Source organism: Bacillus sp. HNG (assembly GCF_003400205.1).
Taxonomy (GTDB): Bacteria; Bacillota; Bacilli; order Bacillales; family Bacillaceae_L; genus Ferdinandcohnia.
Genome location: NZ_QUQV01000013.1, coordinates 12,514 through 24,984, shown reverse-complemented (window position 1 = coordinate 24,984; position 12,471 = coordinate 12,514). Strand labels below are relative to the sequence as shown.

The 12,471-nt window shown below is 37.8% G+C and carries 15 protein-coding genes; 2 read left to right on the top strand and 13 right to left on the bottom strand.

The window, feature by feature from the left end:
* Positions 1–106 precede the first annotated feature (106 nt).
* Complete coding sequence (locus DZB84_RS19335) at positions 107–1,426, bottom strand: GntP family permease (RefSeq protein ID WP_116353957.1); 1,320 nt, start codon at positions 1,424–1,426, stop codon at positions 107–109.
* Between the two features lie 413 nt (positions 1,427–1,839).
* Here DZB84_RS19335 and DZB84_RS19330 point away from each other — a divergent pair, with 413 nt between their 5' ends.
* A complete protein-coding gene (locus tag DZB84_RS19330; RefSeq protein WP_116353956.1) occupies positions 1,840–2,751 on the top strand; it encodes a LysR family transcriptional regulator in 912 nt (303 codons plus the stop codon).
* A 148-nt stretch (positions 2,752–2,899) separates the two neighbouring features.
* On the opposite strand, the gene dpaL is transcribed toward DZB84_RS19330, so the two are convergent.
* The 11 genes from dpaL to DZB84_RS19275 form a co-directional block, all read right to left on the bottom strand.
* Positions 2,900–4,141: a diaminopropionate ammonia-lyase gene (dpaL, locus tag DZB84_RS19325; protein WP_116353955.1), complete on the bottom strand. Its 1,242-nt coding sequence runs from the start codon at positions 4,139–4,141 to the stop codon at positions 2,900–2,902.
* A 207-nt stretch (positions 4,142–4,348) separates the two neighbouring features.
* On the bottom strand, positions 4,349–4,609 hold the full coding sequence (locus DZB84_RS19320; RefSeq protein WP_116353954.1) for a metal-sensitive transcriptional regulator: 261 nt from the start codon (positions 4,607–4,609) through the stop codon (positions 4,349–4,351).
* Positions 4,610–4,647: 38 nt separating this feature from the next.
* Positions 4,648–5,013 carry a rhodanese-like domain-containing protein gene (locus tag DZB84_RS19315; RefSeq protein WP_116353953.1) on the bottom strand — a complete coding sequence of 122 codons (366 nt, stop codon included), beginning with the start codon at positions 5,011–5,013 and terminating at the stop codon, positions 4,648–4,650.
* Between the two features lie 162 nt (positions 5,014–5,175).
* Positions 5,176–5,952, bottom strand: a complete 777-nt coding sequence (locus DZB84_RS19310; protein ID WP_116353952.1) for a sulfite exporter TauE/SafE family protein — start codon at positions 5,950–5,952, stop codon at positions 5,176–5,178.
* 56 nt (positions 5,953–6,008) lie between these two features.
* Positions 6,009–6,236 carry a sulfurtransferase TusA family protein gene (locus tag DZB84_RS19305; protein ID WP_116353951.1) on the bottom strand — a complete coding sequence of 76 codons (228 nt, stop codon included), beginning with the start codon at positions 6,234–6,236 and terminating at the stop codon, positions 6,009–6,011.
* A 31-nt stretch (positions 6,237–6,267) separates the two neighbouring features.
* The gene (locus DZB84_RS19300; RefSeq protein ID WP_116353950.1) at positions 6,268–7,395 is read right to left on the bottom strand and encodes an MBL fold metallo-hydrolase; all 1,128 of its coding nucleotides are present in this window, start codon (positions 7,393–7,395) and stop codon (positions 6,268–6,270) included.
* A 41-nt stretch (positions 7,396–7,436) separates the two neighbouring features.
* Positions 7,437–8,012, bottom strand: coding sequence for a sulfurtransferase TusA family protein (locus DZB84_RS19295; RefSeq protein WP_116353949.1), 576 nt, complete (start codon positions 8,010–8,012; stop codon positions 7,437–7,439).
* A gap of 127 nt (positions 8,013–8,139) precedes the next feature.
* Positions 8,140–8,436 carry a rhodanese-like domain-containing protein gene (locus tag DZB84_RS19290; protein ID WP_116353948.1) on the bottom strand — a complete coding sequence of 99 codons (297 nt, stop codon included), beginning with the start codon at positions 8,434–8,436 and terminating at the stop codon, positions 8,140–8,142.
* 37 nt (positions 8,437–8,473) lie between these two features.
* Positions 8,474–8,833: a rhodanese-like domain-containing protein gene (locus DZB84_RS19285; protein ID WP_116353947.1), complete on the bottom strand. Its 360-nt coding sequence runs from the start codon at positions 8,831–8,833 to the stop codon at positions 8,474–8,476.
* 41 nt (positions 8,834–8,874) lie between these two features.
* Positions 8,875–9,354, bottom strand: coding sequence for a DsrE/DsrF/DrsH-like family protein (locus DZB84_RS19280; protein ID WP_116353946.1), 480 nt, complete (start codon positions 9,352–9,354; stop codon positions 8,875–8,877).
* 29 nt (positions 9,355–9,383) lie between these two features.
* On the bottom strand, positions 9,384–9,611 hold the full coding sequence (locus DZB84_RS19275; RefSeq protein ID WP_116353945.1) for a sulfurtransferase TusA family protein: 228 nt from the start codon (positions 9,609–9,611) through the stop codon (positions 9,384–9,386).
* 333 nt (positions 9,612–9,944) lie between these two features.
* On the opposite strand from DZB84_RS19275, the gene DZB84_RS19270 reads away from it, so the two are divergent.
* A complete protein-coding gene (locus DZB84_RS19270) occupies positions 9,945–10,850 on the top strand; it encodes a ferritin family protein (protein ID WP_189655312.1) in 906 nt (301 codons plus the stop codon).
* A gap of 101 nt (positions 10,851–10,951) precedes the next feature.
* On the opposite strand, the gene DZB84_RS19265 is transcribed toward DZB84_RS19270, so the two are convergent.
* Positions 10,952–12,448, bottom strand: coding sequence for a right-handed parallel beta-helix repeat-containing protein (locus tag DZB84_RS19265; RefSeq protein ID WP_142759853.1), 1,497 nt, complete (start codon positions 12,446–12,448; stop codon positions 10,952–10,954).
* Between the last annotated feature and the right edge of the window lie 23 nt (positions 12,449–12,471).

Here is a 12,471-nt window from a genome sequence, read left to right as displayed (position 1 = left end):
TTAAAAGAAATAATGTAGTAAAAATGTATGAGTAGCTAATTTAGTTTTTGTTAACATTTCTCTATTGATTCACCTCCTTATATGGAAGTTTTTCAAATATCAAATATCAATAGATAATAATAGCTGCGATTATAACCGCGATTAAAGCCAGTAAATTAGCACCCGTTACTGCGATAAATTGATACTTAAAGCCATTTTGATGAGTAAGTCCTGTTAAAGCTAAGAAGGTTAATACTGCACCATTATGTGGCATTAGTGTAATGACTGATGATGCAACTGCTGATACCCTATGGATGACATCAGGACTAAGCCCCATCGCAAGGTAACTTTGGCCGAAAGCTTCCATAACGATGCCTAGTGCCCCTGAAGCAGACCCAGTAATTCCGCCAAAAAGGGCAGAAGCAACAGATAAGCTGATAAGCGGATTACCTGGAATGTTTAAAATAAAGTCAGATATATACTTAAATCCAGGTGCAATTGTGATAACCACACCAAAAGCTACGGCTGATGATGTGAAGAATACAGGCATAATAGAACCACTTGCGCCTTCATTAATCACTGTTTTTTGACTTGGAATATATTTTTTAAATAAAATAGCTGAGACAATAACAGCAGTTGCTAATCCGATGACAATTATATTTGGTACTTTTAAAGCACTACCGACGATAATTACCGCAATCAATAGCACAATCGGAATGATACTTACAATAAAGGAAGGGATCTCCTTCTTTAGTTCTTCATTTGAATCTTTCACATTAAAATCAGCAAATGTTTCTCCATTTGCCAAACTTTTATTTAGCGTGAATCTCATATACCATAGACCAAATGCAATCGCTACAACCGCACCAATAATCCCTAACATCGGTGCCGCCGTAAGGGTTGTACCAAGATATGCCGTCGGAACAACATTTTGAATAGATGGTGTAGCAGGTAACATCGTCATCGTAAATGTACCTAAACCGACCTGTATAGGAATGGTTACTAAGTTCCACGCAATATTTAATTGCTTAAATAATGGTTTTGCAAGCGGAATAAGTACAAATATAACGACAAATAAACTTACTCCTCCATACGTTAAAATGGCTGTAATCATTAATAGTGCCACTAATACGGGAAACGGTTTTTCTGTTCCTGTTTTTTCTAAAATCTTTTGCGCAATCGATTGAGCAGCCCCACTCTTATCGATATACTGCGCTAAAATCGCTCCTAACAGAAATACAGCAAAAAAATTAATGATAAATCCAGTAAGTCCTGTCATGTAAGAGCTCTCTTTGCCTATTAAGGATGAAAAAAGCTCCATTTGGTTGGTTACTATCACTATAATGGAAGCAATCGGAGCAACAATTAGAATACTAAAGCCTTTCATTGCTCCATAAATGATTAGCATAATGGCAATAACTATACCTATAACTTGAATGATCTCCATAATTATCTTCCCCTTATTTTTCTTACATGGTAGGTGTCTCTCAACCCTAAAACATTATCTTGAAATCATAAATCTTAAATTCAAGATAATTAGTTAAAAAAGTAAACTAAATTAAATGACCACATTTATAGATCGGTTCCTAATATTACTATTTTTTATAGATAAATATTAGGGATGATTTCATTGGCCTTATAATCTCTGTTCCCCCCAATATTCTTTTCTTTAACTATTCCACTATAGTATGTCACAAATTATTCACATTTAGAAATACTAATAAGGTTATGGATTGTATACCCGACAGGTTATAAATTGCTCATTTTGTTATAATAATATTTTGAAGCTAAATAACATATCACTATTCTATTAGAAATAGTAAATATGACAATTAGGTTATATAAGGAGACTTGAGAAAGATGAAAGACCTTTCTGGAAAGTATTTAAAGTCAATTGCTGAATACGGAAACTTCTCACACGCTGCAAAGGCTTTATATTTATCACAGCCATACCTTAGCAAATACATTAAGAATTTGGAGGATGAACTTGGAATTGAGTTAGTAAACAGGAAAGTAAATCCTTTGACGTTAACATATGCTGGGGAACGATATCTATCCTATATGAATGAAATAGAGCAGACCTATATAAAATTACACCACGAAATTGAGTCTATCTCTAACATGGAAAAAGGGAAGCTAAAGCTTGGCATAAACCCAATATTAGGCTCTCATACCCTCTACAATATTTTGCCTGATTTTATTCTAAATTATCCTGGGATTGAAATTGAACTGGTTGAGGAATCTGCGAATAATATGGAATCTTTGCTTTTAGAGGGGAAGATTGATATATGTTTAAACATGCTTCCTATATTTAATCAAGAAATTGTCTATGAAATCCTTTATGAAGAAAAACTATTTCTTGTGATTCCTCCTACCCATAAGCATTATCATCCTGATAAAAAACCGGTGGCCCACATTCCATTTAATCCCCATCTTCTGGACGGAGAAAAATTCATTTTACTAAAAAAAGGACTGGGTTTAAGAAGACTAACAGATGAAATATTCAAAGAATACTCCATTAATCCAAATATAGTAATCGAAACGCAAAATATCGAAAGTGCATTCCGCTTAGCAAATAGAGGCGTTGGCTTAACCATTATTCCAGAAAGTGTGGTTACCCGGGATAATATAATTACGGATTCCATTTTCTACACTCTAGGAAACCCAATTTATAAGAATCATGTAGTGGTCAGTTATAAAAAAGGGGAATCCTTATCTACTCCCGCTCTCACATTCCTGAATATAGCAAAAGAAAAATATAAGCAATTTTAATGTATTTATTTGGCCCCTTAAGAATCTCTTAAGGGGCTCTTTGTGTTTACATACATTTTAAGCGAAAATTTAAAAGGACTGAGTTTTATTCTCCAAGGCATTTACCCTATTCCTATCTTGACTGACGTACTCTTTGTTCCAAAAATCATTATAAGAATGGATAGGCCCCATCCCAAACAACTTTTCGATAATGCACTGGATCAGTGTCACCTTCAGTGTTGATAATAAGAATTTTCGAATCTTGATTCAGTTTCAGTGTATTTTTCATATCATTTAGCATTCTATTTTCTGCTATTAGACTAACTAATCCTATACCTACTGCTGCACCAGATTCACCTGAGACAATCTGGGGGTCACAGCCTAGTGGGTTTGCAAGAATTCGCATACCTCGTGAGGCTACGTATTCTGGGCAAGAAACAAAAACCCCGGCATAATCTTTTAAAATCCCCCAAGACGTTTTACTTGGTTCCCCACATGCTAAACCTGCCATAATCGTATTTAAACTTCCCGTCACGGCATGAGGATTCCCATCCCCAATTTTCATAGATTGATATAGACAATCAGCTTTATCTGGTTCAACTATTACTGTAATAGGACGTTCATCTCCAAATTTCTCTACTAAATATCCGAGCACACTCCCCGCAAAAGAACCAACTCCCGCTTGCAAAAATACATGTGTTGGTCGATCTTTAACTGTTTCAGTAGTCTGCTCTAGCACTTCATCTATGATTGTGAAATAACCCTGCATGATCCAAGCAGGAATCTCTTCATATCCATCCCAAGCCGTATCCTGTACCAAAATCCAGCCATTTTCTTTAGCCCTCTGACTTGCCAACCTAACCGTATCATCATAATTTAAATCTGTGATAGAAGCTTCGGCCCCTTCTTTTCTAATATTGTTTAATCTTATTTCTGAAGAACCCTTTGGCAGATAAACAACTGATTTTTGTCCAAGCTGATTTGCAGCCCATGCAATCCCCCTACCATGATTTCCATCAGTTGCAGTTACAAAAGTAATATCCCCCAATTTCTCTTTTATTTCTTCACTTCTTAATTTTTCAAAAGATAGTTCTGAAATATCAGCGTTTAATCTTTTTGCTAGAAATTTACCAACAGCATAGGATCCACCTAATACTTTAAAAGCATTAAGTCCAAATCGGTAGGATTCATCTTTAACCCAAATATGACGAACCCCAAATTGTTTAGATAAAGTATCCAAGCTATGAAGGGGAGTTACTTTATATTCTGGAAAGCTTTTATGAAAATTTCTTACCTTTTCCACTACTTCCCTATTCAAAAATACTGCAGATGCTTTCTCTGAGTTTGTTTTTTTTGTATTTTCATTTACAAAATATTGAATTTCTGTTTTTATTTCTTCTAAATTCGTCATATTCAAACTCCTTAGCAAAATGATTTGTTTTAAGAAAAAAGCGATACTTTCTCTCTTTATATGTAGGAAACTGCCACAAATTCCATTCCAACCTTTTTCTAAAAGAAAAGGCGTTATAGACAAGTTTTTCATTAAAAGTTGTCTATAACGCCCAGTTTGAATTCAATATATATATTTTCTTATTAATAAAAAGACCTTTATAGGCCTTTATCTACTTTTCACAAGTAATTCAACTGCTTCTTTTACAAGTTCCTCTGTGCTTTCCCCTTTTTCATCAGCGTTACGTACACATTCAACAAGGTTGGAGCTTACCACTACTCCAATTGTTCGATCAATAGCTGTACGGGCTGCAGAAAGTTGAGTAATAACATCTTTACAATCTTTGTTTTCTTCCATCATTCGTAATATTCCACGTAATTGACCTTCGATCCGTTTTACGCGGTTCTTTACCTTCTCATCGTATTCCATGTAAATTGCCCCCTTTCATCATAGGGTTATGGTTTCTCCTATTTTACCGCCAAATTCCCGAGAAGTTTACGAGAGTTACTCATTGTATAACCTGTCACTCGAAATCCTTTACGTCTTAAAATACGGATAGCGACGTTTTTCTCAAGTCTTGTCGAAGCCACGATATGAACCTTTTTATCAGGTATCTCATAACAATACCTTTCCAAATAAGCAACAGGAATATTAATAGATTTCTCGATTACATCTTTGTATGATATATTGTAGTCTCTTACATCTATGATCTCAATATCCGTCAGATTAACTTTTATCTCATCATTGTAGCGTACACCAACTACAGGGAAATACCTTTTATATAATTCCCATACTATAAATAGTATCAAAAGAAAAAACAAAATCAATAGCATAGCAACCCCCTTAACGCAATAAATTAAGGAAACACTGTATATATAGTTTATACCCACATGGGTATGTTGTCAATTAATTACTTTTTCTCAAAAAAACCCGCCTATGACGATTTGAATATTAAAGGCGTCATTCGTACATTGTGTTTTTCATTTAAACTTATTTTAAAGAATATCCATCCAAATCTTCACTGCCGTTGCAGCGATTAAGATTGCTAGGATAATCTGTAAAACCTTTGTGTTCATCTTCTTCCCTGCATTTGCACCTAGAGGGGATGCTATTAAGCTTGCCACGATCATGATTACGGCTGGGACATATTCGATTTGCCCTGTTGTGATTTTACCAACAGTCGAACCAATTGATGAAATAAAGGTAATCGCAAGTGAAGATGCGATTGTCATTCTTGTTGGAATTTTTAAGACAACGAGCATTATTGGCACTAGTAAAAATGCACCCGCTGCTCCAACAATTCCAGCACCGAGGCCTACGATAAAGGCAAGTATTGCAGCTAGCCATTTATTAAACGTTACTTGGTCAAATGGAACATCATCTACATTCTTTTTCGGAATGAACATCATGATTGCTGCAATTAACGCTAACACTCCATAGACAACATTAATACCACTCTCTGACATAAATTTAGATCCAAATCCACCAACAAAACTACCTACTAAAATACTAATCCCCATATAGAGAATAAGCGATTTATTTAAATAGCCACCCTTACGATAAGCCCATACACCACCGATGGTTGCAAAAAACACTTGAACAGCACTAATCCCTGATACCTCATGGGCACTAAAAGCTGCTAAACCAAATAATGGTGGAATATATAATAGCATTGGATATTTAATGATAGATCCACCGATTCCTAACATACCTGAAATATATGATCCAATAAAACCAATTAAAAAGATTGTAATGATAAATGCAAAATCCATTTCATGTTGCCTCCTCTTAAGAAAAGGGAACCCTATACGGTTCCCTTTATGGTTGATTACGCCTTTTTAATCCAAAACTTTAATACTTCATTTTCTGCTTCGTGGTTTAGTAGTTCATGACCACCAGACTTAGCCCAAGCAGAAAGATCATTGATTGCACCTTTGTCAGTTGCATGTACTTCAAGGACTTGGCCTGATTCAATTTCATTCATTGCTTTTTTCGTTTGTACAATTGGCATTGGGCATGCGAGTCCTGTTGCATCTAATACCTTAGCTGCATCCATTGTTTAACTCCTCCTATCAATCAATTTGTAATTAGCGAACCGCACAGCGGTTTGGTCCGATTTCCATTTCTCGTTGTTTTTCTTCATCAGGAGAGATTTTCCCCATATTTGTTTCACGGATCTCTTGATATGCATTTGGTTGTGGTGGTAGGTTTTCTGTTACCATTTTTCTAAATTCTGCTTCGTCCGCAATATTTAGACCATGGTTTTTCGCAAACAGTGTTCCTAGTTTTTCAGATACACTTCCATCTTCATTTAATTCGTCGATGATCATGAAGTGAGCTGGTAATACAACTAGGTCATCAGATAATTCTCTGTATCGGTTATAAAGAGTTTCTCTTAAATCTCCTACCCAATCCTGTGCTAAACCAGCAAGGTCTGGTCTACCGATTGAATCGATAAATAGAATATCACCAGATAGTAAATATTTTTCATCAATAACGAAAGAAGTAGAACCAATTGTGTGACCTGGAGAATACAATGCATGAATATTAATAGTTGTATTTCCAATTGTCACATCTTGCCCGCCTTCTAAAGCTGCGTATTCAAACGTAACTTCAGTTGCATCTTTAGGTGGTAACCAATAAGTTGCATTCGTGCGTTGAGCAATTTTTCTTCCGCCAGAAATATGGTCAGCGTGTAAGTGAGTATCAAATACATGTGTAATTTTTGCCCCCTTGTTCGAAGCAAATTCAAGGAAAATATCCGTCATACGAGTTGCATCAATAATGGCTGCTTCGCCATTAGAAACCACCATGTATGATAGACAGCCTTTTCCAATACGAACAAATTGATAGATTTCCCCACCATCTTTTAAGTCGCCCACTTTAACCGGCTCTAAATGCTCACTCCAAGCCTTCATACCACCTTTTAGGTATGAAACAGTTAGCCCAGCTTCTGATAGCATATCTGCTACCATGACAGATGATCCTTCTTTTGCACAAACTCCTAAGATATCCTTATCCTTCGGTAGCTTTTCAAGGATTTCCTCAACTCCGTCTAGTAGTTCAAAGTAAGGAATGTTTAAATAGTCGAAGTTTTCACCTTCAATTTTCCAATCGTTAAAATCACTCTGGTTACGTACGTCTAAGATAAATAATGGTTCTTTATCAAATACTTTTTTTGTAACATCTTTTGCAGTCATTACATTAACAGTCATTTCTGCCTTACCCCCTACGGTATATTTAATCGGAAAAAAAATTAGTTTTTAATACTTGTTGTGTTACCAGTCCATTTACTCATTCCAGGAAGAACATTAATTATATTTTTAAAGCCTTTTTCTGTAAGCTTTTGAGATGCTAAATCACTTCGGCTACCCGTGCGACAAACGACATAAATTTCTTTTTCTTCATTTAGTTCATTCATTCTTTCCTCTATTTCTCCTAACGGAATGGAGACAGCTCCTGGGATATGATTAAATGCATATTCAGCAGCTTCACGAACATCAAGAACAAGAATATCTTTACCAGAAGAAATAGTAGCTTCTAATTCTTCGTTTGATGCTACATTTGGGTGTTTCTTTTCTACAGCTTCTTCACTGTTAGCTTTACGAATATAATGTTTTAATACATCGCCTTCTTCTATCGTTCCAAGATATTGATGACCAGTGCTCTCAGCCCATGCTTTTAGATCTGCTTTCGATCCTTTATCAGTAGCTTGAACCTCTATAACCTGTCCGCCTTCTAGATTCGTAATTGCTTTCTTAGTTTTAACGATTGGCATAGGACAAGCTAAGCCCTTAGCATCCAACACAAAATTTGTTTTTAATGATTCCATTTTCGAACCTCCCAAGAACTTTTATTTATCGTGTTATACACTATTGAATGAAGGTGTATATTCCTGGGAAAACCCAGGATATATACACACTTTTATACCTGTGTGGGTATAAAATTTATCAAAAAAATTATTCTACTTCGCCTTCCCATGCAAGCATGCCGCCTACCATGTTAATTACTTTAAAGCCCTGTCCTTCAAGAAATTGTGATGCATTTCCACTTCTACCACCAGAACGGCAAACCATCACATATTCTTTAGACTTATCAAGTTCATGCATACGGAATTCGATTAACCCTAGTGGAATATTCACAGCCCCAGGAATTTTTCCTGCTGCAACTTCATCCACTTCACGAACGTCGATTATATTTAATGTTTTACCTTCGTTTAGTAATGTTTCAACTTCTTTAGCTGTTAGTTGTTTCATTTTCAATTCCTCCTATTTATATTTGTGATTGCATTCCTTATCTCCAGGAGCTTACGCCGCCTTTAACATTTGTTATATGCTTAAACCCTAATTTCTTTAATTGCTTGCTAGCTTTTTGACTTCTCATACCACTTTGGCAAATTACAACTACTTCTTTATCCTTTGAAAGTTCATTCGCTTTTTGTGCGAGCTGATGAAGTGGCATGTTTTTAAAACCCTTTATATGGTAGCCCTTGAACTCACCAGGAGTACGAACATCGATAAATTGCTTGTTTTTGTCCTTTAATTCATTTTTCAATTCAACTGTTGTAATGTTTTTAATTCCTTTTGTAGGAACAAAACGTTGTACGATAAAAATTACAATGAGTGCAAATACAATGTAATTGATATATTCCATGTTTTAATCCTCCTGTTTTGAATGGGATTACCCGTATACTTTTAGATAAACAGGTTCACATTTCCATTTTCTGCATCGCCCAAATAAGCTGCAACTCCTGCTAATTCAACATTATCTAAAAGTTCTTCTTGTTTAAGTCCCAGTAAATCCATTGTCATTGTACATGCAACAAGCTTTATATCTTGCTCTTGTGCTATTTCAATAAGTTGTGGCAATGGCAAAGCATTGTGTTTTTTAATCACATCTTTAATCATCTTCGGGCCCATACCTGCCATATTCATTTTTGAAAGTCCTAATTTATTAGCACCCCTTGGCATCATCTTGCCAAACATTTTTTCAATGAAGCTTTTTTCCGCTTTAATTTCTTCATCTTTACGTAAGGCATTTAATCCCCAAAAAGTATGAAAAATCGTCACTTCATGATCATATGCTGCTGCACCATTTGCAATAATATAGGCAGCCATTACCTTGTCATAATCACCGCTAAATAAAACTATCGTTGTTTTTTTACTTTCTGTCATTCTTTTTCCTCCCCGTTTTCTCCAAAGGTTTAGCCTTTTTTAATATAAAAGTAAAGAACTCCATTTTCTTCTTTTGATTCAACTAGTTCATGTCCAGTAGATGCAGCCCATGCTGTTAAATCATTTTTTGCTCCTTTGTCAGTTGCAAGAACTTCTAAGATTTGTCCTGACTCAAGAGCGTCAATAGCTTTTTTTGTTTTTACAATAGGCATTGGGCAAGCTAGCCCTTTTGCATCTAACACTTTATCTATATTCATGCATATTACCTCCAGATTTTATTTTTACCTCTACCCCTATGGGTATGATAATAACTAAAATAAAAGTGGGTGTCAACCCTCTTAGTTTCTATTACTATTTAATCTGTGTGATGAACTCACATGTCATATATTATACCCCTGTCGGTATATTGTCAACAAATAAATGAATAACGTTCATACATCTAAAATTTTTAATATAAGTTCACAATGAAAAGGAGTTAAAGTCCCTTTTTAGATGCAACTGCAATTGATCAAATAACAAGAAATGAACTGGCACAGCTACCCAATTATAAAACATAAGATAAGTAGATGGTTTTCAAAAGGAGGACAAACATGTATTTAAATCAATTTGGTCCATATTATTATGATTCATATCGTATGCCAAATGACATTCAACTTGTAAATGATATTCAAAAAGCTATTAATGGAGAATACAGCGCTATTGCATGTTATAAGGAATTAGCCAGGATGGCACCTACAAACGATGAAAGGGACAAAATTTTGGAGATACGAAAGCATGAAATACATCATCTTGGTGAATTTAATAGAATTTATACAAATTTAACAGGAAAAAATCCATCTTATCATATCATTGAGAAATGTCCTAATACGTATAGAGAAGGAATAGAATTTGCGTTTAAAGATGAGCAGGAAACTGTTGATTTTTATTTAGAGATTTCAGATAAAGCGAATGATCCAATTATTAAAGAAAGGTTCCGCCGTGCAGCTGCAGACGAACAAAATCACGCTGTATGGTTTTTGTTCTTTTCTAATTATCCTAAGGGAACGCAAATCAATCGGCAAATAAACAATTACGGGGCTAAAGGAGCATTAAGTGCCTCCATGTTAACTTTACCCCAAATGTTGACATATGCCCTTCAAGATGAATACCTAGCTCAAGCAAGATACGATGATATCCTACAAAATTTTGGATATATAAGGACATTCACACAAATAAAAGAAGCTGAAAAGAGACATATAAATACTTTATTACCAATACTTGATCGTTATCATGTGCCACTACCTGAAGATATTTCACAGTCATTCGTTACAACACCAGAGAGTATTAAGGCAGCATATGCTGCTGGTGTTCAGGGGGAAATAGACAATATTTCTATGTACGACCGGTTTCTATCACTTACTATTCCTAATGATGTTCGAACCGTCTTTTCTCAACTTCGTAATGCTTCTTTGAATCATCTTGCAGCATTTGAAAAAGGTCTTGAACAATATAAATAATACTATTCAGATTAGAGTTTAAAAGGTAAGAAGGGGCTCCTCCCCTTCTTTATCTCCATAACTTGCACTATTTTTGATTACGATTGAACTACCCATTGGACTTATTTGCTCACCTCGACTCCATCGGCTATCCTCATCTTATCTCCGTCGATACCCTCTACTATATTTTCGACCACGCTGAGGTCCTTTCCGGCATCAATCCTGATGCCGTTGGCTGCCTGCCGCATAATGTTACTCTCGATTCTAATTCCTGAGGGGATTCCTATACCCCGCCCGTCAGTACCTTGATCCTCACGGAGCCGGATTGCCCAGAACCCGCTATTTCCTCCAGTGATGTGATTACCTCGCAGCTCCGTTCCCGGCGCATTTCGAAGCTCAATCCCAACCTTGGAATCCTTGCTGGCGGTAATCTTATTGTCCTCGATGAGTGTTTCTGGAGTTCCCAGGATAACGAGGATTCCCTGACGGTTTCCAATCAGTTTGTTGGAGTGCACCCAGTTTCCACGACCTGAGGCGTCGTGTTTGTTCTTGGTCCCTCCTGAATTGCCTAGCGCGATCCCCGCCCGTTTTCCGCCGATGACCGTGTTGTTCCTAATCTCGTTCAGGTATTCACCCTCGCCGTGCAGGTCGATGGCATCGAGATAACTGCCGACAATAGTGTTCTCCGCCACAAGATTGTTGTGCGTGGGGAACTGCAGCAGAACGGCGTGCCGGAGATGCCTGCCGTCGAATGTATTACCGATGACGACATTGTGCCGGGAATCATTAGCGGCATCAGGGTCGTGCTGGTCAACTGAGCCCTCGATGGCGATGCCGTAGCCCTGTCCACCAGGACCGACGGCAGTTGCCTCACTTATGTGGTTTCCCGATAGGGTCACTTCACGGCTAGCCTTGACGGAGATCCCGTGGCGCTCGAACTTTCGTATGCCTAGGTTCTCCACAAGGATCCTGTAGCTCGCCTTCCCTTCATGCGCTCCGAGGTATATCCCGTACATTGGTCCGCCCCCCGCGTCGCTGTCGTCAGGGTCTTCACCAAGTGGACCCTCATGACGGGAGGTTATGGTGAAGTCAGCAATGATGACATCGTAAACTCCAGACCCACGGATCACCCGACTGTCATCCTCGCCGTTGAGAGAGGTCAGCAACACGGTGCGCTCCTGGCCATCGCCGCGTAGGTCCACACCACTGCGCAACACGATGTTCGCCGTCTTGTCTGCCGGGTCAGTGGAGCGCAGGTCATATGTGCCTGCTGGCAACACGACCTCGTCTCCCGGTTTGGCAGCGTCTATGGCCTTCCTGATGGCAGCTGCATCGTCGTGTGAGTCTGGCGCAGGATCTGCTCCAAATTCCGTGACATCTAGCGTTCTACCCGTGGCTGGAACCGGCGTCGGCACCTCAATCGGCGCGCCAGAACGGTCTACTAAGCCGGGGTTCTTCCAGTCTCCGTGCCCGGTCGGAGCGTGTTCTACGGTATCATCTTTCCCGACCTGCCCAGCGGAATTTTCGTCAGTGCATCCGATCAAGAGGATCACTAGGACAAGAGCAAGCCACCACAAATGCACAGGACCTCGCTGGCTGTTTCGACCGGATTGTTTCATCAAATTTTTTCACATCCTTCTTT